Below are 21,082 nucleotides of genomic sequence, written 5' to 3'. Positions count from 1 at the left end.
GAGCAGGCGATGCATAGCCAAACCATAAAACGAGCTCTGGCATTGGTGCTGGTACTCTTCATGTGCTTCATGTACCAGGCCAGGGTGGCCAGGGCCTACGACGCCCCATGGGACTCGGGCCACAACACGACCACTTATCCGGATCCTCCGCCCGACGGACCTCCCGGCCCGGACCCGGGACCGCCTGATCCTCCCGATCCTCCGGATCCGCCTCCGCCCGATCCTCCGGAACCGCCGGATCCGCCGCCCAAAGATCCGCCGGAGCCGCCCAAGCCGGAGTGCAAACCCGACTGCAATAATACGTGCAAGCCGGACGGCACCAAGTCCCCCGTGTACGTGGACACCGGCGACTTCACCCTGGGTTTTGTGGATTTGGATATCGCCGGAGTAGGGCCGGCCCTGAGGCTTTCGCGGGTGTATCACTCCCAGGAAAGATTCAACGGCCCGTTCGGCTACGGCTGGGTTTCCAACCTGACCGCCAAACTGATTAAAACCGAAAGCGCTGAAGGCGTTACGGTCATTATTCGCCAGGGCAATGGGGTGCGCCTGGAGTTCGACAAGTATGCCGACGGAACTTACGTCCCAAAGTCTTCAGCGGTTACGGATACTTTGACCGAAAATCCGGACGGGACCTATTACCTGAACTGCCCGGCTTGCTCAGCCGGTCTGTCCAGGCCGTCTTACCTCTTTAACGCCCAGGGAAACCTGGACAAGGTTGAGGACATACTCGGCAACTCCCTGACTTTCACCTACGACGCTAACGGCGCCATGCAAACGGCGACCAGTAGCGCCTCCGGAAGAAAGTTGACCTTCACCGTTAATGATGCGGGAAAAATCGCAACGGTCAAGGATGACCTGAACAGGCAATGGACCTACACCTACGACCTGCTCGATAACCTGGTCAGCGTATCCGATCCGCTTAACTACAGCATCAAATACACCTACGACGAAAATCATAACCTGGTTTCCGTGGTGGATAAAAACGGCAATACCATCTGGGTGATAACCTATGATGATGACGACAAATGCACGTCCTACGGGCGGCCGGGCGCAATCTTTTACTATGAGTATTTCACCGGCTACACCGAGAAAACCGACCCGCTGAACAATAAGTATACTTATTACTTTGACAGCAACGGAAACGTAACCAAAAGCGTTCTGCCCGACGGAACCGAAATCCTCACCGAAATCAGCGCCAATGTCTGGCCCTCCAAAATCACGGACGGCAACGGCGGAGAAACCTCATACACCTATAATAGCTACGGGCAAATTCTGACGGAGACGGACGCCCTGGGCTATGTGACCACCTATACCTACGATCCCGTTTTTCAAAAGATCGCTACAAAAACGGACGCCCGCGGCAATACGTGGACCAACACCTACGATGGCAGCGGCAACCTGATTGAACTCCGCGATCCCCTGTCCTGCACCACCACCTTTACCTGGAACAGTGCAGGCCAGATGCTTACCAGGACCGACGGCGAAAACAACACCTGGACCTACACCTACGACGACGCCGGGAACCAGACTTCCATAACAAACCCGGACGGAGAACAATCCACCTTCACCTATGACGATCTTGGCCGCATGGTGACCAAGACGGATTTCAGGGGCAATACCTGGACGACAACCTACGACTTGTTAAGCCGGGTTACCGACATAGAAGACCCGGACGGAAACCACCAAACCTTTACCTACGACGGTAATGGCAACCGGGTGACTTCCACCGATCCCAGGGGCGCAACCACCACCTTCACCTACGATGTGGAAGGCCGCAAAACGAGCATTACGGATTCCCTGGGGAATTCCACCACCTTCACCTATGACGTTCTCGGCAACGTGCTTACGGAAACCGACCCCAGGGGAAACACCAAAACCTGGACGTACAACGACCGCAAGCAAAAGGAAACGGTCACGGACGCCTTTGGAACCACGTCCTTCACGTATGACCCCATGGGTAGAAAGCTGACCAAGATCGACGCCCGGGGTAAAACGTGGAGCTATACCTACGACCTGGTGGGCAACCTGCTTACCGAGACCGACCCGCTTGGCAACACGGTTTCCTACGAGTACGACGGCGTAAGGAACCGGATCAAGACCACGGACGGCGAGGACAATGTCACCTATTACGAATACGACGCGGTCGGCAATCAGACCAAAGTCATTATTAAGATAACGGATACGGATCCTGAAGCGGACGAGGACGACATCGTCTCCACCCGGGTGTTCAACTGCATTGGGCAGCGGATTTCAGAAACCAATCCTTTGGACGAAACCACGATTTTTGATTACGACTTCAGAAACAACGTAATTACCGAAACCAACTCCCTGGGTGAAATCAAGGCATACTCCTACGACGAAAACGGCAATAAGCTGAGCTTCACCACGGTCACGGGCAATGTTATTCAATACACCTACGACAAGCTGAATCGTTTGAAGACCGTGGGGGATACCAGCGGTCTGTTCGAGACCTACGAGTACGACGCCAACGGCAATAAAACAAAAATCACCGTGGCCGACGGCGCGCACCAGACCGTCACCTACACACCCTTTAACAAGCCTGAAACCCTGACTGACGCCAGAGGAAACACCACGTCCTACGTTTATGATGAGGCGTACAACCTGGTTAAGGTCACCAATAGGCTGGGGCTGGTCACCACCCAGGAATACGACGCGGCCAATCGCCTTATCTCCGTTACCGACCCCTTGAGCCATACCGCCAGCCTGGAGTTTGACGCGGTTGGCGCCATGGTGAAGATGACGGACGATAAAGGCGCCGAAACCGAGTACATCTACGATGACGCCGGGCGCCTGCGGGTTGTGGAATACGCGAATGGATCTTCAAAGTCCGTGACGTACGACGGGGCCAACCGGATCATCAGCAAGACCGATCAAAACGGAACGCTCATCCAGTACGAACGGGATGAGGTGGGCCGCATTACGGCGCGCATCTACCCCGACTCGTCGCAATACGACTACACATACGACGAATTGGGCAGGCTGCTGACCGCCACGAACAACTACGGCACGGTCACCATGACCTACGACGCCGCCGGACGCATCCTGTCCGCGGACCAGGCGGGAACCGTAACCACCTATTCCAGCGACGTCATCAGCCGCACCCGCACCATCAACTATTCTTCCGGGGTTAGCGTTGTAGAGGCCTACACCCTGAGAGACAAGCTGGAAAGCGTTGGCTACGAAGGCGGAGCGACCATCGCCTCGTGGGACTACGACTCGGTCAGCCGGCCCATCACCCGCACCTTGGGCAACGGCCTGGAGATTGAATACTCGTACAACCAGATCGGATGGATTACGGGGATCTCGCATAAAAGCGCGGGCTCGGAATTCCTCGGGGCCTTGTACGGCTACGACCATGAAGGCAACAGGCTTTACGCCCTGCGCACGGACATGGCGGCTCTTTCCCAGCAGTTCACTTACGACAACGCCCAAAGGTTGACGGAATTCCGGCGCGGCCCGCCAAACGACTCGCATGAAATTCCTTCTCCTGACTTTGAAAAAGACTGGACCTTGGACAGCCTGGGCAACTGGACCTCGGTGACAACCAACTCCGTTACGGAAAATCGCACCCCCAACGTCATGAGCCAATACACCGACGTTGGCGGAACGAGCTACTCCTACGACTCCAATGGCAACCTCATTAACGACGGAGTCTACACATACACCTACGATTACGAAAACCAGTTGACCAAAGTCACCCGGAATTCCGACTCCCAGGTGATGGCGGAATTTACGGTGGACGCTCTTAACCGCAGGGTGAAGAAGGTCGCCGGGGGCGTCACAACAGAGTATATATACGACGACAGCCGGGTGATAGAGGAAAAGGTCTCCGGCGTGGTCACCGCCCATTACGTGTACGGCATGCGCCTGGACGAACCCGTCCTCATGCATCGCGGCGTGCAAGACCTTTACTATCACGCCGACGTGCTGGGCTCCACCATCGCGCTGACCGACTCCACCGGGGCCGTGGTGGAAACCTATCGCTACACGCCTTACGGCCAGGTTTCCTTTTTTGACGGAAACGGCTCCTCCATCAGCCAATCCAACGAAAGCAACCCCTTCCTGTTCACCGGTCAGCGGTATGACGAGGAAACAGGCCTTTACTACTACCGCGCCAGGTATTTGCATCCCGAGCTTGGACGCTTCCTGAATCCCGACCCCAAGGGTTTTGTCGATGGCATGAATCTCTACGAATATGCCATGTCCAACCCTGCCAGGTATGTGGACCCCAGGGGCACGGCTACGGAGGAATGTTCCGGGGCGTCGTTCTCCTTTGACGGCGCGCTTCTGAAAAAGTATCTGCCGGACTTCGTCGCCAAGCGCATGGGCGAGCCCACAGTGGCCTTCAACTACAAGGCCTGTAAAAAATGCTGCGGAGAAGGCACCAAGCACAAAGGCGAATACCGGGTTGACAAGGAACTCAGCCTGGAAGTTTCCTGGAGCGGAGACACCGGCTACATTCAAACCCCCTGGGGCGTCAGCTGGGATATTGACAACTGGCTGTTTACCTCCAAGGGCTTTATCGGCCTGGTCGCCCAGGTTAGCTGGGGAGTTTCCGGCAGTGTGGCCGGAGCCACGGATAACTGCAACGACTCCTACTCCGCCAAGGGATGCATTAACGGCAGCCTGACGCTTGCGGCGTTGTTCGGGGCGTCCATGGAGGAAAAGGACTCGGGCTGGGTTAAAGCCCATGTTTCGGGCAGCGTCACGGGCGCAGTGAACCTATGCCTGGAGGGCTCCAGCAGCGGACTTAAGCTAACCTTCGGCGGAAGTATCGGAGGCGCCATCAAAGGCACCGTCGGCATCTGGAAGTTTACTTACGAGCAGACTTTCTACGAGATAAACCGACCATTCGGGCCATTGACGATTTTCGGAGGTTAACCGCGAACAAGTTGGAAATAGGAGTATACTTTGGCTCCTGAAGAAAAAAAGCAAACCCGGCTTACGCCCCTTTTTGCGGTCGTGGCCGTTGTATTCGGCCTCGCTCTCGCCGGGACCGTGCACCAGATTATTCAGCAATCCGCCATGAGCCGGCAGTGGCAGTCCGTGCAGGGCGTGGTTGCAAAGGTCTCCCAGGACGGCTGGTGGAACGACCAGGAAAAGCGGAGATATTACCTGGAGTATTCCTACACGGTGCAGGGGAGGTCATACACGGGGTACAGGTATCACCTTAGGGAAAAATCCCTCAAGACCTACGGCGGCATCCAATACCGCTACAAGCAGGGAGACCCCATCACGGTGTACTATGACCCGGAAGATCCCGGCCAGGCGGTTCTCAGCAGGGAGTTCCTGCGCGATTGGTTCGCGGGCGTTTCGGTGTTGGTCGGCCTGTTGGTGTTCGCCGTCGCTGTCATGCTTAAAGAAAGCAATGACAGCAGGACTGCGGATTCCGTGGGCGCCACGTATGACGGCGCTTCGCCTTTGCCCAATGCGCCGGGCGTGGAAGATTCCGGGGCCGTGCTAAAGCTCAACACAGGCATGTCCCTCATGTGGAAGGCGGGCGTTCCGTTCTTCGGCGGGTGTTTTATCGGCATAACGCCCTTGCTCTTGTTGACAGACGATGTCAATCCCGGCTGGGGCCTGCAGCAGTACGGCGTCATATGCTGCGCCATATGGATTGGCGCCGCCGTTCTTTCCCTGCTCATATCCCTGGGCGTTTCCTACACCTTGTACGTGGACGCCCATAAAAAGGAGATCAGGGAGGAGAGCCGCGTCGGCTTTTCAAAAGGCGAGAAAACCATGGCGTTTAGTGAAGTCGTGGAGATACGGCTTTATAGGGAGTTATGGCGGAAGGAGAATCCACTAAAAAACTGGATCATGTTCATCCAAAGCCAGTCCGGACGCTCTTTGAATATTTCAAGAGGATACCGGGACTACCAAACGCCCCATGCAGATTATCTGGGCGCCATAAAGGCGCGCATCGAGTATATGATAGCAAAATGAATCCAACAAACGGCAATAGGCGAAAAATGAAAAACGTCCATACTCATAATAGGCTGCAGGCTGCAAAGGCCATGGCCATTCTGGCGTGCGCCTTTTTGGCCTTTTGCGCTTTATGCAGCCCTGCCTGCGCCGGAGGAGTGAAGACCGGGGATATTGTTTTCGCCGCAAACGCCCAGGATCAATGGAACTTGTGGGTTATCGAGCCCGAGACTAAATACCTAAGCCAATTGACCCGCACCACGCAGACCGAACGATTTCCAGCGGTCCGTCCGGGCGGCAAGCATATAGCCTACGTAAGCGGCCGCAAGCAGATCAGGATCATGGACTCCTTGACGGGAGAGGCGGACACCGTCAATCTGCCTTTAGGCATTTACGCCCAACCCACGTGGGCTCCCGCCGGGTTTGAACTGGCCTTTGTGGAATACACGGCCGTCCCGGCGGACGCTGCGGAAATATTTTCAATAAAAAAAGAGGGCGATATCTTCCGGCTGCCGGAAAAGATAACCAAGTTTCCGCCTATGATGACCTTTCCCTCCTACTCCCCGGACGGCAAGTTAATGGCTTGCGCCAGCTTTAAACGAGATCCTGTATTGGGAGTCATCGAGGAGATTATTGTTATTGATCTTAAAACCGGTAGCCAAAGTCAGTTGACCCATGATGGGGCGGACAGCTTTTTTCCCGTATGGTCGCCTGATGGAAGCAAGCTGGCCTATACTTCCAACCTGGAGGGCAATTTCGACATTTGGGCGGTTTCCTACCCCAAGGGAGAAAAAACCCGTTTGACCCGGAGCCCCTCCTACGACGGGGAGCCTTCATGGAGCCCGGACGGTTCGAGGATCGCTTTTATATCCAGCCGTTCCGGCCATCGTGAAATCTGGACGATTGACGCCGGCGGCGCTGACAGCCGCCAGGTGACGGAATTAAAAAGTACATGCTCACACCCCTGTTGGGTAAAATGATAGGTAGAGGGAGAAACATTATGAGGACGGCAACCCGAGTCGTAAAATCGCTATTGGCCTTTGCGCTTATGTTAGGGATTATCACCGCGCTTCAAGGGCCTGCTGGGGCGAGTGCGCCGCCGGTCATCGATCAGGTCAGTCTTAGCCAAAGCGTTCTGGTTCCAGGGGAGGCGGCGGCCATATCCTACCGGCTCGCCCAGCCGGCTCAGGTTACCGCTATGATCTACACCCCGGACTATCAGGTCGTTCGGGTGCTGATGGACGGTGAGTACCGTTCCGCCGGCATCAATTCCGTTGCATGGGACGGCAAGGACGACTCCGGCGCCATGGTCCCCAATGAAGCCTACTTAATTTCCTTGCAGGCCAGGGACTCCCAGGGGGACGCCTACACCTACGATCCCACGGCGTTTTCCGGCGGCGAGAAAGCCGATATCCAGCTTGAAATGATTTCCACGGCCGAGGGCTACAATGTGCAGTTCACCGTGCAGGAGCCGGTCCGGGTCAACATCCGGGCGGGCATCCACAACGGCCCGTTTCTGGCGAGTATTGTAAACTGGGCGCCTTACGGCAAGGGAACGTATACGGTTGCCTGGAACGGCCTGGACAGCGGAGGCTCCATCAGGGTCATGGAGCAGGAGGGAGCCATGCTTTTGCCCCTGTGCTTCAAGCTGCCGGTCAACTCCATTCTGGTGCAGGGAAGCAGCGACGACTATGTCGCATATGCAAAATCCCAAAGTGCACAGCAAATCAGCACGACGGGCGAGGCGCTGATCACTGTCAGCACGGTGCGGAAAAGCTCCCTGGAACGTGCATCAACCGGCATTTCCACGGCCTATCTGGTGGCCAGGGCAAGGCATGACGCCCCTAAGTTTACGGTTAATGACGCAACCGGCGCGCCCTTGGCAAGCCTGCGAAAAACCGGCCCGATTAAGGTTTCCTCCCATTATCCTCTGACCATGGAAGTGACTGCGGAAGACGTGGAGGACTTTTATGAAGGCCGCTACGAAATTGTGGTGTTTGTGGATAATGAGCGTTTTGACGAAGAGGAATCCGCACAAACCCCATACACCTATGTCCTGGACACAACCAGCCTGGAAAACGGCGTCCATGAGGTTACGTTCAACCTTGTGGGGCTGGGGGGCCAGACGGAGTCATATTCTTTCACCATCGAAGTCTATAATGAATAAGTTGGAGCTGCGCCATGAAACATATAAATAAGTCAATGATTCGGGCCTTTGCCGTCTTAGCGGCTTTAGCCCTGCTTTCCTCCCCGGCTCTGGCGGCGACGGTCACCCTGAACGCAGACGCCACCCAGTTAAAAGGCCGCCCATTCGACCTTAACGTGTCCGTGGACGCTATCGGCGCCGCATACGGAATCGCCTTTGACCTGGTTTACGACCCGGAATACCTGGAGGTTGTGGATCTGGAAAACGGGCTCCCGGTTCAGCCTTCCACCACGGAGGGAACCCTGTTCAATAACGCGGGCGCAGACCCCACGATTTTACGCGCGGCCCTGCAGGAGGACGTCCCCGGAACCCTGGTCCTTGGCCTTACCAGATCCGGCGACATAGGCGCTGTTTCGGCCGTATCGGAAACCGACATCATTTCCGTCAGTTTTATTCCTAAAAAGGTCGGAACCACCTCGGTCACCTTTCAGGCCCAGGCCATTATGGACGCCTCCGATAATCCGGCGACCGTGGACTTGTGGTCCCCCATAACCATGGATATTGAAATTCTAAAGGGCGACGTGGACGGCAGCTTTGTGGTGGATATGGCGGACGCCATTCAGGTGCTGAAAATCATGATCGGCATCGCCAACGACGCCAACCTGGACTCCGACGTGGACGGCGCCGGTAAAATCAGCCTGGAGGAAGCCATTTATATTCTTCAGACCGTATCCGAACAATAACCGCCGATTTCTTTATCTGGAATTAAAAAACCCGAAAGCCCCTCGGCTTTCGGGTTTTGTTACGGATTATCCGCGCCTTAGGAAGCAAAGGCTTTTTCCAGGGCCTCTTCCAAGGCCTCACGCTGCAAAGGCTTGTTGATGAATCCCACGGTGTCGGAGAGCGCAGCCTCTTCCGTCTGACTGACGTCCCCATGCCCCGTAATGATGATAAAGGGAACGCCGGCGTCCATCTCCCGGATGGTTTTGATGACTTCAAAACCATCCATGCCCGGCATTTTTATAACCGTGATTACAACATCCGGCTTGTTTTGCTCAAAGAGTGCTATCCCTTCCTCGCCGGACTCGGCCAGCAGAACCTCATAGTCCATGGCTTTTAGCAACAGGCGAAACATAGTAAGGGTCGGTTTTTCATCGTCAATCACCAAAATGGTTTTCATAAACGCCTCCTAACAGTCTTTCCTATGTTTCGACTTGGGCGCCTTCTACGGGGAAGAAGAAGGTGAACACCGACCCCGCTCCTTCCTTGCTTTGCACCTCTATGCGTCCGCCGTAGTCCCGGATAATGCCGTATATGATGGACAACCCCAGGCCCATGCCTTTTCCCACTTCCTTGGTGGTGAAAAAAGGCTCGAAAATGCGCTCTTGAACCTCCTGGCTCATGCCGGCGCCGTTGTCCGTAATCTCCACCGCAACCATATCGCCGTCCCTATAGGAGCGAATATTGATGTTCCCTACGTACGGAGACATGGAGCAATCCCTTTTGTCGCCGATGGCGTCTCTGGCGTTCGTAATCAGGTTGAACAGCACTTGCTCCATGCGGTTTTCATGGGCGATGACCGGCGGCAGGTTTTTTTCCAGTTCCAGAGTAACCGTAATGTTCTCCAGGGCCAGCTGCCTGCCGATCATGCCTAATACTCCGTTAACCGGTACATTGATATCAACAGGCTCTTTTTCACACTCGGCTTTTCTGCCAAAGGCTTTTAACCGGTTGATGATAGCCGCCGCCCGATCCACTTGAGCTGTAACTTCGTCAGCCACCAGTTTAAGCTCGTCCAGGGGAATTTGCCTGTCTTTTTCCGCCATGACCTTCAGGAACTCATTGCCCACCCGGATGGCGTTCAAAGGCTGATTAAGCTCGTGGGCGACCCCCGCGGACATCTCCCCCAATATGGTCATTTTTCCCGCCTGAATCAGCAATGCATCCTTTTCAAGCATTTCAGTGATGTCGTCCACAGTCAGGATGGCCGCCTCCCGTCCATGGTACTCCATGGGGCAGGTGCGGAAATTGACGTAAAACGGCTTGCCGCCCTTCTTGAACTGGCGCACTTTGAGGCTTTTAACGCCCTCGTGGTACTGTCTTTTCCTGATCATGCTGAAATGCTCGTCGTTCTCCTTCATATCGCCTAACGAGGCGAAGGATAGCCCCACAAGCTCCTCTCTCCTGTATTCGTAGGCTTCCAGGGCCATGGGATTGACGTCCAAAATCTTCAAGGTTTCCGGGTCCAGGACAAAAATGGGATTGGGATTGGAGTCGAACAGGGCGCGGTATTTTTGCTCGGATTCCTGGCAGGCCTGCTCTGATATTTTTTTCGCGGATATATCCATGGCGATGAACATCATGCCGGAAATGGCGTAATCCTGCTCCCGCAAAAGGTTGATGGACATTTCCACGGGAAATTGCGCGCCGTTGTTGCGCACATAGGTCCACTCCCGCTGCAGGGAAGGCCACTGACGAGCCGTCTCCAGAAATATGTCCACTCCTGCAACCGGCTTATTGCAAATTTCCCTCAGCGTTCCGGCCGCCTCTTGCAACTCGTCATCGGTATGAAATAACAGGGGCGTCTCTTTGCCGATAATTTCCTCGGCCCTGTATCCCAAAAGGTTTTCCGCGCCGGTGTTGAAAACCGTAATCAATCCCTGTGAATCCGTTGCAATAATCGCGATTTGCGTGGCCGCGTCCAAAACCGCTTTTCTTTGGGCGTTGGACTGTTGAAAGCGTCTTAGGATGCGCTCGGTTTCCTGAAATTGCTTGACCACCAGGTGCGCCGTGATTTCCGCCGCTTCCCTGGCGACCCGGATTTCATTGCGCAATATCTGGTTTTCCTTGATAACGTCGCTTATCCTGTCGGGAATCATTCCTTAGACCTCCCATCGCAAGTCTGCACAGTGGACAGTGCAAACCAGGCATGGATCAAAGGACCGGACAATGTGGTCCACCTCTATGGGCGCGTTCGGATTTTTTATTGCGGTCCCCGCCAGGGCCCTTTCCCAAGGTCCCAATTGTCCGTTTGCGTCCCTGGGAGAGGCGTTCCACGTCGTGGGGGAAATCACTTGATACCGCTTGATTCGGCCGTCTTCAATAATCACCCAATGGCCCAGGCTGCCGCGGGGGGCTTCCACCATTCCATGTCCCTGGCCGTTTTTGATGTCATTGTATGGGGTGAAAAAAGGCTCATCCGTTTCGGCGATTTCATCAAGCCATTGATCCATGACGGAAATCGTGAGCGCCGGCCTTACTATTCTTGCCAACTGCCGGGAAAACACGGACGGGGCGCTTTGATTGACCATGTCCGTAAACAGCGGATGCTGAAGGGCCATCATTTGGGCCAGGGGGCCGGTTTCCGCCGGATGCCCGTCGTATCGCGGCGCTTTGGCCCAGGAGTAGCGACGCCCCTCAGAGCCGGTGGCGTAGGGGATGGTCACGCCCTCGTAAGGATGCAATTCCGTCTCGTCGTTAGTAAACCAGGAGTGGGAGATGTCTTCTTTAATTTCGTGCTGGTTAACCTGCCGGACCATGCCGCTGCTTACAAATCCGGCCGGAAAATAATATCCCGTGCTTCCCAACGATTTTACCCCGGTTTTACGAGGCATATCCAAAAAGCCGTATGAGATGAAGTTCTCCGTGCCTTTGCCCAGGCGGTCAAGCCCTGCTTCCCGACCAAAGCGAAGGTAAAAGCCCAGGTCGCTGCTATAGCGGCTGGGAGAGGATTCCAGCCAATCCTCAAGGTCCCGGGCGCTTTGCACCTGATTCCATTCTTCGCATGTGCAGCCCAGAATTTGCTTTTCGTACCAGGATTTAAAGCGCCTGAGCACATACTTGCACTGCATAATGTCGTTGGCGCCGGGAACCGAAACCACGCCCCCAGGAACCATGAAAGAGGAATGAGGCCATTGCCCGCCCAGTATGGACACTATCTCCAAAACCCGCTTTGTGCTTTGGATTGCCGATACAATGCTGCTTCCTCGAATTGGGGTGTATCGTTCAATAGCTTCTTCATAAAAGGGGGCGTTTTCATAGACGGGATTGGTCGCGTCCACCATGAATTGCATGGTATGGTGACGCACGTCGTTTTGAAGCTGCTCCGCGATCAAGGTGATGTTGCGCACCCGCGTGGCGTTGTCAGGGACCACGGCCTGGGAAATCATGTCCAGGGCCTTTGCAGCTGCGTATAGATGGGACGTGGTGCATATGCCGCAGATACGGGGCGTGATGACCAGCCCGTCCAGAGGGCCGCGCTCCTTCATGATATTTTCAAAGCCCCGGTACATTGTTCCGGCGCTGAAAGCGTCATAGATTTTATTGCCATCGTACTCGAGATGAACTTTCAGGTCTCCCTCGACCCGGTTCAATGGAACGACGACTTTTTTTCGGGCGCTCATAATCAACCTCCGAAACTTAGATGCGCGTTTTTCTTTTTTTCAGGCGGGCGGGGGCTGCCGCGGCGGCCATGCCTTTGTATGCCATGTAATGCGCCCTATCCATGCCCTCAGGGAGTTCCAGCGGAATGCCCTCGATGTTTCTGGTTTCAAAAAACGGGTACAACTGGGGGAAGTCCGGCCGGGTGCATCCAAAGCAGGGCACGCCCACCCGGGTTTTTGAAGACCTGCCGTTCCAAAGGAGCTTATTGCACACCCCGTGGACAAGAGGCCCATGGCAGCCCAGGTAGAAAAACAGGCAGCCTTTTTCCCCCATGCGTTTTTCTTCCACCCGGTATTCGTGGTACTCGTTTCTGGTGCATCCCTGATGGACCATCACCCCGAACCATTCCAGGGGCATGTTGTAATCTCCCAGTTCCGGGGGCGTTCCTTGGGCGATAGCGCTTAGCGTGCCGATAATGACGTCGCAGTGGCAAGGACACCCGGGAATGTTAATGACCGGCCTGCCGCCTCCCGAGACAAAATCCTCCCCCAAAAAACCGCCCGGCTCGTGTTTATGAAATTGCAGCCCGGTGGCTTCAATCTCGCCGTCCGCTCCTATTCCGCCAAAGCTGGCGCAGGTCCCCACAGCCACAATATGCTTCGCCTGGGCCGCCAGGGCGTAAACCAGATCCTTTTTGGGCGAACCGTCAAAATCGTCGTACATCCCCGTCCCGCCCGGGCCTCGAATCACTGAGCCCTCCACGCACAGGACGTCCAAACGCTCTCTGCCCTCGGTCACCCGCCGGATGGTTTCCCTGTGCTCCTCGTGCGATTGTACGGAGAGGGATGGGTGCCATAGTACGTTAATGTCCTGGGCTTCAAGAAAATCCACTACATTGGGAGAGGACGCATTAAACAGGGACCAAGTGTCCCCGCCGCATCCTCCGCATTGAAGCCAAAACAGGTTCAGGCTCATGATCTGCTCCTTTTACTCAATGATCCGCCTTGGGAAAGGAAACCTTAAACACAGCCCCGTCTCCGGGGTGGCTGAAAAAGTCCAGGCGGCCGTGGTAGTCCCGGATGATTTCCCGTGATATGGGCAGCCCCAGTCCCAGGCCCCGCCCTTTTTCCTTGGTTGTGAAAAAGGGCTCCATAATGCGGTCCTGGATTTGGTGCAAAATTCCGGTGCCGTTGTCCGCTATCATCAAAATGACGTCATCCCCTTTCTGGAAGGTTTTCACCGCGATCCAACGGTGCGTATCCCTGCCGGTCCAGGTTTTTCGGACAATCGCCTCCATGCCGTTAATGAGCAGGTTGTATACCACCTGGCCCAAACGGTTCCTATGCCCTATTACAGCAGGCAAGTCCGGCGCCAAATCCAGCCTGATATCAATATTTTCTAAAGAAAACTGCCTGCCAATCAGGGAGAGGGTGTCCTTGACCGGCGTGTTCAGGCTGAGTTTCTCAAAAGCGCCTGTCGGTTTTTTGCCTAAAGCCGCCAATCGGTCTATGTAGCTGGAGGCCCGGTTGATCTGAGAGTCGATTTGATCGATGACTTCGACAAGCTCTTCCCGGGGAATGTTTTGGTCTTTTTCCAGCATCGTCTGCAAATATTCGCTGCCAAGTTTGACGGCGTTCAATGGTTGACGCAACTCATGGGCCACCGCAGGCGATATCCCGCCCAGGCTGGGTATGAGGCTCATCAGGTCCCAGGCTGTCACCAACTCGATGTGGAGCATGATCGCAGGCAGAAAGACAAGGTCCCCTATAAGCGCGGCTATCATGGTGATCACCATCAATAATCCAAACACCGAGGTGGGCTGAAAATGGGAGAATAACAGGATGGAAAAGCCCAGGCTGATGGTGATGGTGGTGAAAATGATCGGCGGCCCCACGCTTCTCAATGTGTCGCGCATGGCCCGGTCCTTGTCCAGGTCCCGTTTGAACTCGCGGTTATACCGGACAAGGTAGTGGATGGTGTCGTCCACTGCCAGGCCGATGGCTATGCTGGCTATGAGGCTGGTCACCACGGACAGCTTTATTCCGACCCATCCCATGAAGCCGAAGCATAAAATAATGGGGAACAGGTTGGTGGCTATGGCGGCGAATCCTACCTTGCCGGACAAAAACAGAAGCAGCATTATGCCGAAGATCACCAGCATGGTAATGGACAGGCTTTTCACCTGGCTGCTGGTGAGGATGTAGCTGCTTTCCGATATGACCATGCCCAATCCCGTGACCTTGTAATTCAGGTCTCCCGCATAATGCGCTTCCAGGTATTTTTCGATGCTTTCTCGAAGCTGAAAGAACTCCCGGGAACTGGAAACGTGCGTGCGAAGCATGATGTTGGCCTTGGACATATTCGGGTCCATGAACCGGGAGTACATGTCCTGCCCAAGCATGCTTTTGTACGTGTTTGTCAGGGTTCTGATTTGCCAGGACTCCATGGGCAACGCGTAATGGATGGGGTCGAAGTCGTTGCTCGCGTAGTTTACCAGTTTCAGAAAATCCGTGTAGGTTATGGATTTGTCCACTCCTTCGAACAAGGCCAAATGATTCTGGATATCCTCCATCTTGGCCAGGTTTTTAGGATCTTCAAAGAAGTCGTTCCTTTTAGCGTCCAGAACCACATTGACCGGAAAACTCCCCGCCATGTCTTTATAAATATCGTAGAAATTCTTGCTGATTTCCGTATTCTTTTTAAAATAGTCGACCGGGTTGGTTTCCACCTTTACAAAAAAGATCCCTATTACCGATACCAGGGAAACCACGCCCAGGACAGGCAGCACTTTTTTGCGGTGCCGTAGGTTCAAGATGAAGATTCCATGCAGTATTTTTTCCACCCACGGGGCGACCGGCCCTCTGCAGACTGTTTTGGACAAAGGCAGCAGACTCATGACAGCAGGCAGGAACAACAGCATGATAAGCAGCAGGCTTATCATCCCAAAGCAGGAAAAAACGGCGAATTCCCGGATACCTTCGATCCGGTTGACCAGCAGGGACGCCAGCCCGACTACCGTGGTGGTTACGGCCAGGGAGGTGGGGAATCCCACCCGGGAGAAGCACAGGTAGACGATTTCGCGGGGGATTTCCCCTTTTTGGCAGCTGTTGTTATACTCTGAAATAATGTGCATGCAGTAGGCCGTACCCACCGCGATTATGAAGACCGGCGTGATCATGGTCATCAGGGAAAGGGCCGTATTGGTTTTCGCCATCATGCCCATGGTCCAGGTCAAGGACATAGCCACAGCTCCGGAAGGCAGCAGTACTCCTCGAAAATTTCCGAACAGGCCGTATAAGATCAACAGGATGACGCCAAAGGTTATGGGCGGCAAAAGGGCGAAATCCTTTTCCGTATAGGTGGCCAGAGCCTGGGCTACGGACGGCATGCCGATTTGGTAAATCGTATTGATTCCCTTGTAATCCTTGGAAATAACGGCGTCCACCTCGTTAATGATGCTTTTCCTGTCCACGCCGGAGTGCAGCAGCATCGAGATGACCGTGGCCCTCTTGTCCTGGGAAAGAAAATTCCGGTCGAAAAGCTCTATGGGTTCGATAATCTTTTCAAATTCCTTCAGGGTCCATTTGTTGGTCAGGTCCATGTCCTGGCGGACCTGGGGCAGGCTGATCAGCCTCCGCACTCCCAACAGCCCGGAGAGTTCGTTGGATATGGCCTCAAGGGACTGAAAGGATTCAGGAGAAAACAGGTTCTCCGCGCGCACAACAACAAGCAGGACCTCCTCGCTTCCGAATTCTTTTTTGAATTTCTCGTAATATTGGGTGGAAGGCAGATCCTCCACGGCCAGGTCGTAAATGGAAGTCCGGAATCCAAGGTGGGGAATATGGGCCGCGAAAAAAATGGTAACGCAGGCGAACAAGGCTATGGTCGCCCAAGGCCATTTTAATGCGCTGGTGAGAAGTATCTTTAGAAGACGTCCTTGTGGAATTTGACTCGGCATGTGTCGGGTTGTCCCAAGTAAGATGCGGGATAGACCCGGTCCTATGGAGAGCAGGACCGGGCCTAATAGGAATTTCTGTTTAGAGACTCAGATTGCTAAGTTACGGACAATAACCCGATTATCTATAAAAATGCAAGGTTACATTGGATCCTGCTCATTTTTGTAACGCGCCTCCACCTCCATAACCGCTTCCCGAAGCAGGGCGAGGGATTCTTCCGCCTGTTTTTCGTCCAATTTTTGAATGCCGAAACCGGCATGGACCAATATGTAGTCGCCCAGGGCCGCGTCTTCCAACAATAAAAGACTGATTTTCTTCTTGACGCCCCCTGCGTCTACGGTCCCCATGCCATTATCCATTTCAATGAGTTTGGCTGGTACAGCCAGGCACATGCGGTTTGCTCCTTTTCGTAATTTCTCCGACGTTAAGCCGTTTTAGTTCTTTAAAAACCATTTCCATCAGGTCGGGAATCTTGCTGTTGACCAGGTCGGTCAAGTCCAGCGCCATGGTTTCCATGTCCAGGGGCTCCACCCCCAGGATCACGGTTTTCGGCGGAGGCCCCAAGGCCTGGCACAAAGTCAGGGATTCCAATAGATCCACCTGATGCAGGGAGTTTTTTGCCCGCACCCTTTCGGGAATGGCGTCTCCGGATATCCTGTACAGGTCTCCGGACTCGCCCCCGTTGCGAACGCAATCCACCACGATCAAGTGATCGGTTTCCGAAATGGTGCCTAAAAGATTCAACCCAAGCGTGCCGCCGTCCATGACCGTGACATTCTCGGGAAACTCATAGTTTTGTTCCAGGGCTTCGGCCACGCGCACGCCGACGCCTTCATCCCGAAATAGGATGTTGCCGACCCCTAAAACCAGAATACGGGGCTTTGCCATGCAATCGCCTTTCACTGAGGTTGGGAGCCGGCCCCTGCGGGGCGCTGGGGCCGGCTTCCAAGGGTATACTACAGGGCTTTCACCTTGTACACTTCGTTGGAGTTGGGGTCGATCACGTGGATGGCGCAAGCGATGCACGGGTCAAAGGAGTGCACCGTGCGCAGCACTTCCACCGGCCTTTTGGGATCGGCGATGGGCGTGCCGATAAGGGCTTCTTCCACCGGTCCGATCTGACCCTTGGCGTCCCTTGGGCCCAGGTTCCAGGTGGAGGGAACCACATATTGGTAGTTCTTGATTTTGCCTTTGTCGATTTCGATCCAGTGGCCCAAAGCGCCGCGAGGCACGTCGTTGAGGCCCCTGCCCATGCCCTTGTCCGGCATTTCCCACGGGGTGTAGGTGGAATCATCGCCCTTGGTGAGGTTGCCCACCAATTCGTTCAACCAGGTCTCCATGGCGTTGCCGATGAAGACGGTTTCCAGGGCGCGGGCAGCCGTCCGTCCCAGAGTGGAGAACAGGACGTCGGCGGGTACGGACAGATGGGCGAGGGTGTCGTCCACCAATTTCTTGACGCCCGGGTCTCCCTTGCCGTAGGCGACCAGCACTCTGGACAGGGGGCCCACTTCCATGGACTTGCCGTCGTACCTGGGCGCCTTAATCCAGGAGTAGCGATCCTCGCGGTCGTAGTCCGTATAATTGGGCTCGGTAACGCCTTTGTAAGGATGAAGGTCCTTTTTGCCTTCGTACCAGGATCTGGCCACGTGTTCCGTAATTTTGTCTTCGTCCATCTTCTTGACGTCGGAAAGTTTCCGTCTGAAGATGGTTCCACCGGGCATAAGGTCGCTGGACGATCCTTCTCCGGTCTGGGGGAAATCTCCGTATGCCAGGTAGTTGGAGGTTCCGCCGATGGCGCCCCAGTCCTTGTAGAAACTTGCAACAGCCAGGACATCCGGGATGTACACGTTTTTGACGAATTCCTGGGTCTCTTTCCACAGGTACTTGAATTCCGCGACCCGGTCCGGCTTGAGGTCCGCCGCACAGGTGACGCCGCCCGCCACCAAGGACTGGAGGTGGGGGTTTTTGGCGCCGAAGATGGCGTGCAGTTTGGCCGCTCTGGCCTGCACCCGTAAGGCCTCAATATAGTGGGATACGGCCATGAGGTCGGCTTCGGGAGAGAGCTTGTACGCCGGATGGCCCCAATAGGCGTTGGCGAAGGGGCCCAGTTGGCCTGAGTCCACAAAGGACTTCACTCTTTCCTGCACCCTTTTAAAATAGGACGCGCCGCCCCAGGGGGCGTTGCTTACGTTGTCCGCCAGGGTTGCGGTGGCTTTGGGGTCCGCCTTAAGGGCGTTGACCACGTCCACCCAGTCCAGGGCGTGGAGATGATAAAAATGGACGATGTGATCGTGCTGGAACTGGGCTCCGTGGAGCAGGTTGCGGATGATCCGGGCGTTGTCCGGGATCTTGATTCCCACTGCGTCCTCAATGGCTTCCACGGAGGAAAGGTAATGGACATAGGTGCACACGCCGCATGAGCGTTGCACAAACAAGGGCGCATCCCTGGGGTCCCTGCCCTGGAGGATGATTTCAATCCCCCGGAACATCTGGCCCGAACTCCAGGCGTCCTTGACAATGCCGTTTTCCACTTCCACCTCTATCCTAAGGTGGCCTTCTATTCGTGTTACCGGGTCAATGGTGATTATCTGGCCCATGGTAGCTCCTTTCGTATGCTAAAAGGTGACTCAACAGACAAACGCCCGTCTACAGAGTTTCAAAGAAGGGGCTCATCTCGTCCCAGAAATCGGGCTCGCTGCAGCCGATGCAGGGATGGCCCGCCTCAATGGGCCAGCTTGTGCCGTCATTAAACTTCACGATGGGGCAGTTGTTGTAGGTCTCGGGACCTTTGCACCCCATTTCGTAGAGGCAGAAACCCATTTTGGCTTCCTCGGAGCCGAACTCCGTGACAAACTCGCCGTTTTCAAAGTGGGACCGGCGGGGGCATTTGTCGTGTATGGTGTTGGCATAGGCGAACAGGGGCCGACCGTTGGAATCCAAGGCAGGCAGTTTGCCCATGAGCAGATAATTGACGATGGTGCCTATCAGGTTGATGGGGTTGGGGGGGCAGCCGGGGATGTTGATGGTTTTGATCCCCAGGGCGGCGGAAACGCCCTTATACCCGCCCGGGTTGGGCTTGGCTGCCTGGGGGCCGCCGTAGGTGGCGCAAGACCCCATGCAGATGGTCGCCATGGCGTGTTTGGTGACTTCGCGGCCGATTTCCAAAAAGGTGCGGCCCGCCACCTTGCCGTATGCGCCGTCGAACTTGGTGGGGATGCTTCCTTCCACTACGCACAGGTATTTGTCCTTGTATTTGGACATGGCGGCGTGGAGGTTGTCCTCGGCTTGATGACCGGCAGCGGCCATAATGGTTTCATGGTATTCCATGGAGATGATGTCCAGAAGCACTTCGTCGATCCAGGGATACATGGTGCGAAGGGCGGCTTCCGAACACCCGGTGCATTCCGCGAAATGCAGCCAGATGACCGGGGGGCGCTGGGCCGGGGCGGCGAACACATCCACGACCTGTCCCACGTAGGTGGCGGACAAACCCATGGTAGCTGTCAGAAATGTACAGAATTTTACAAAATCCCTGCGGGAAATCCCCTTTTCCTCCAGCCTTTCGTAAAACTCTTGCCTGTTTTTTTCCTTTTCGTTTTGCATGGAAGACTCCTGTCGGCAATTCGGGTGAATGTTTATGCGTCAAAGGGGGAAGCCATTAAGGGGCGATTGGCTTCATACCCAGGGATTTCAGATGATTGGCGACGCTGTCCGTAAAGACCAGGTCAATGAACACCTTGGCGTAGCCTTCGGGCTTGCCTTTGGTGACCAGGGAGTAGGTCTGTACATAGGGATAGCCTTCATCGCCGGGCCCTATGCCGTTGACCTGCAACACCTTGGCGCCCTGCGGTTTGCCGCGGGTGGCGCCTTGAGCCACAAAGGTCAGGGACCAGGGAATGCGCCGGATGATGTCTTCCGCCATGGTGGATTTGGATACCATGACATCCCAGGACATGGGGCGTCCTTCCATCACCATTCGTTCAAAGTTGCGAAAAGCCGCGGAGTTTTCAGAGGGAACAATGACGACAAGAGGCTTGTCCGGGCCGCCCAGCTGGTTCCAGTTGGTGATGTCCCCGGAAAAAATGCCCTGGAGTTGATCTTTGGTAATGTTTTTCACGGTGGTTTGTACGTGGGTGAGCAATGCGATCTCGTCTGTACAAACCGGAATTTCCACATAGCCTTGCCGTTTCAAGCCGGCGTCCAGCCTTTCGGCGATGGCGGCCATGTCGGAAAAGCCGTTCACCAGACGAGCCAGCGCTTCTTCGGAAGTCATGACATCGGTTTGCACCTTGGCGCCTGTCTTGGCTTCAAACCTCTCCGTGCCATGGTCCTTGAATGCTTCATAAACCTGGGAGGATGAGGAAATGGTGAAGACGTCTGTCGCCCAGGCAGGGGAGCCTGCCAGGCTCATGAGGACACATAAGGCGATTGTTACGCCCATAATTCCCCATGACGGGATTCGCCCGTTTTTTCGGAATGATGTTTTGGGTTGTAGCATCTTGCACTCCTTTCGTAGGATGGTTTAGGGGTTGGATTCCGACTCTGATTTTGCACAAGATTGGTTTGATTGGATACAGTGCTGCTGAAAAAGAGTGATTCTGAAATATTAAAGGAACTTAAAATGCACTAAGTATGCCATCAGAAGGGCGGGGAA

Annotated in this window: 15 protein-coding genes; 5 read left to right on the top strand and 10 right to left on the bottom strand. The window is 55.0% G+C overall.

Annotated features, from left to right (window positions below):
- The first annotated feature begins 9 nt into the window (after nucleotides 1–9).
- From G491_RS0118870 to G491_RS0118850, 5 genes are read left to right on the top strand one after another with little or no spacing between them, the layout of a single operon-like run.
- Nucleotides 10–4,902, top strand: coding sequence for an RHS repeat-associated core domain-containing protein (locus G491_RS0118870; protein WP_028315679.1), 4,893 nt, complete (start codon nucleotides 10–12; stop codon nucleotides 4,900–4,902).
- Nucleotides 4,903–4,932: 30 nt separating this feature from the next.
- Nucleotides 4,933–5,964 (top strand): DUF3592 domain-containing protein, encoded by a 1,032-nt coding sequence (locus G491_RS0118865; RefSeq protein ID WP_015947055.1) that lies wholly within the window; start codon nucleotides 4,933–4,935, stop codon nucleotides 5,962–5,964.
- A 26-nt stretch (nucleotides 5,965–5,990) separates the two neighbouring features.
- Nucleotides 5,991–6,923: a TolB family protein gene (locus G491_RS34210; RefSeq protein ID WP_028315678.1), complete on the top strand. Its 933-nt coding sequence runs from the start codon at nucleotides 5,991–5,993 to the stop codon at nucleotides 6,921–6,923.
- A gap of 20 nt (nucleotides 6,924–6,943) precedes the next feature.
- Nucleotides 6,944–8,110 carry a FlgD immunoglobulin-like domain containing protein gene (locus G491_RS0118855; RefSeq protein WP_169829472.1) on the top strand — a complete coding sequence of 389 codons (1,167 nt, stop codon included), beginning with the start codon at nucleotides 6,944–6,946 and terminating at the stop codon, nucleotides 8,108–8,110.
- Nucleotides 8,111–8,124: 14 nt separating this feature from the next.
- The gene (locus G491_RS0118850; RefSeq protein WP_015947052.1) at nucleotides 8,125–8,832 is read left to right on the top strand and encodes a cohesin domain-containing protein; all 708 of its coding nucleotides are present in this window, start codon (nucleotides 8,125–8,127) and stop codon (nucleotides 8,830–8,832) included.
- 77 nt (nucleotides 8,833–8,909) lie between these two features.
- Here G491_RS0118850 and G491_RS31520 read toward each other — a convergent pair whose 3' ends face one another.
- From G491_RS31520 to G491_RS0118800, 10 genes are all read right to left on the bottom strand, one after another.
- A complete protein-coding gene (locus tag G491_RS31520; RefSeq protein ID WP_051327377.1) occupies nucleotides 8,910–9,269 on the bottom strand; it encodes a response regulator in 360 nt (119 codons plus the stop codon).
- A gap of 22 nt (nucleotides 9,270–9,291) precedes the next feature.
- The gene (locus tag G491_RS31515) at nucleotides 9,292–10,968 is read right to left on the bottom strand and encodes a PAS domain-containing sensor histidine kinase (protein WP_051327376.1); all 1,677 of its coding nucleotides are present in this window, start codon (nucleotides 10,966–10,968) and stop codon (nucleotides 9,292–9,294) included.
- Between the two features lie 3 nt (nucleotides 10,969–10,971).
- Nucleotides 10,972–12,492, bottom strand: a complete 1,521-nt coding sequence (locus G491_RS0118835; RefSeq protein ID WP_035219454.1) for a nickel-dependent hydrogenase large subunit — start codon at nucleotides 12,490–12,492, stop codon at nucleotides 10,972–10,974.
- 16 nt (nucleotides 12,493–12,508) lie between these two features.
- The gene (locus G491_RS0118830) at nucleotides 12,509–13,447 is read right to left on the bottom strand and encodes an NADH-quinone oxidoreductase subunit B family protein (RefSeq protein ID WP_028315675.1); all 939 of its coding nucleotides are present in this window, start codon (nucleotides 13,445–13,447) and stop codon (nucleotides 12,509–12,511) included.
- Nucleotides 13,448–13,463: 16 nt separating this feature from the next.
- Entirely contained in the window at nucleotides 13,464–16,349 is a 2,886-nt protein-coding gene (locus G491_RS0118825; protein WP_248635444.1) for an MMPL family transporter, read from the bottom strand.
- Between the two features lie 219 nt (nucleotides 16,350–16,568).
- A complete protein-coding gene (locus G491_RS0118820; RefSeq protein ID WP_015947046.1) occupies nucleotides 16,569–16,820 on the bottom strand; it encodes a HypC/HybG/HupF family hydrogenase formation chaperone in 252 nt (83 codons plus the stop codon).
- Nucleotides 16,789–17,316, bottom strand: a complete 528-nt coding sequence (locus G491_RS0118815; protein WP_015947045.1) for a HyaD/HybD family hydrogenase maturation endopeptidase — start codon at nucleotides 17,314–17,316, stop codon at nucleotides 16,789–16,791. Before G491_RS0118815 ends, G491_RS0118820 begins: the two co-directional genes overlap by 32 nt.
- A gap of 68 nt (nucleotides 17,317–17,384) precedes the next feature.
- Entirely contained in the window at nucleotides 17,385–19,025 is a 1,641-nt protein-coding gene (locus tag G491_RS0118810) for a nickel-dependent hydrogenase large subunit (RefSeq protein WP_015947044.1), read from the bottom strand.
- A gap of 49 nt (nucleotides 19,026–19,074) precedes the next feature.
- Nucleotides 19,075–20,031, bottom strand: a complete 957-nt coding sequence (locus tag G491_RS0118805; RefSeq protein ID WP_028315673.1) for a hydrogenase small subunit — start codon at nucleotides 20,029–20,031, stop codon at nucleotides 19,075–19,077.
- A gap of 55 nt (nucleotides 20,032–20,086) precedes the next feature.
- Nucleotides 20,087–20,869: a PstS family phosphate ABC transporter substrate-binding protein gene (locus G491_RS0118800; RefSeq protein ID WP_168161179.1), complete on the bottom strand. Its 783-nt coding sequence runs from the start codon at nucleotides 20,867–20,869 to the stop codon at nucleotides 20,087–20,089.
- Nucleotides 20,870–21,082 lie beyond the last annotated feature (213 nt).

The organism is Desulfatibacillum aliphaticivorans DSM 15576, from assembly GCF_000429905.1.
Classification (GTDB): domain Bacteria; phylum Desulfobacterota; class Desulfobacteria; order Desulfobacterales; family Desulfatibacillaceae; genus Desulfatibacillum; species Desulfatibacillum aliphaticivorans.
This window is presented reverse-complemented; position numbering and strand designations above follow the sequence as displayed.

Coding starts and splice junctions, on each gene's coding strand:
- G491_RS0118870 (WP_028315679.1), top strand. CDS start 10: ATGCATAGCCAAACCATAAAACGAGCTCTGGCATTGGTGCTGGTACTC.
- G491_RS34210 (WP_028315678.1), top strand. CDS start 5,991: ATGAAAAACGTCCATACTCATAATAGGCTGCAGGCTGCAAAGGCCATG.
- G491_RS0118855 (WP_169829472.1), top strand. CDS start 6,944: ATGAGGACGGCAACCCGAGTCGTAAAATCGCTATTGGCCTTTGCGCTT.
- G491_RS0118850 (WP_015947052.1), top strand. CDS start 8,125: ATGAAACATATAAATAAGTCAATGATTCGGGCCTTTGCCGTCTTAGCG.
- G491_RS31520 (WP_051327377.1), bottom strand. CDS start 9,269: ATGAAAACCATTTTGGTGATTGACGATGAAAAACCGACCCTTACTATG.
- G491_RS31515 (WP_051327376.1), bottom strand. CDS start 10,968: ATGATTCCCGACAGGATAAGCGACGTTATCAAGGAAAACCAGATATTG.
- G491_RS0118835 (WP_035219454.1), bottom strand. CDS start 12,492: ATGAGCGCCCGAAAAAAAGTCGTCGTTCCATTGAACCGGGTCGAGGGA.
- G491_RS0118830 (WP_028315675.1), bottom strand. CDS start 13,447: ATGAGCCTGAACCTGTTTTGGCTTCAATGCGGAGGATGCGGCGGGGAC.
- G491_RS0118820 (WP_015947046.1), bottom strand. CDS start 16,820: ATGTGCCTGGCTGTACCAGCCAAACTCATTGAAATGGATAATGGCATG.
- G491_RS0118815 (WP_015947045.1), bottom strand. CDS start 17,316: ATGGCAAAGCCCCGTATTCTGGTTTTAGGGGTCGGCAACATCCTATTT.
- G491_RS0118810 (WP_015947044.1), bottom strand. CDS start 19,025: ATGGGCCAGATAATCACCATTGACCCGGTAACACGAATAGAAGGCCAC.
- G491_RS0118805 (WP_028315673.1), bottom strand. CDS start 20,031: ATGCAAAACGAAAAGGAAAAAAACAGGCAAGAGTTTTACGAAAGGCTG.
- G491_RS0118800 (WP_168161179.1), bottom strand. CDS start 20,869: ATGGGCGTAACAATCGCCTTATGTGTCCTCATGAGCCTGGCAGGCTCC.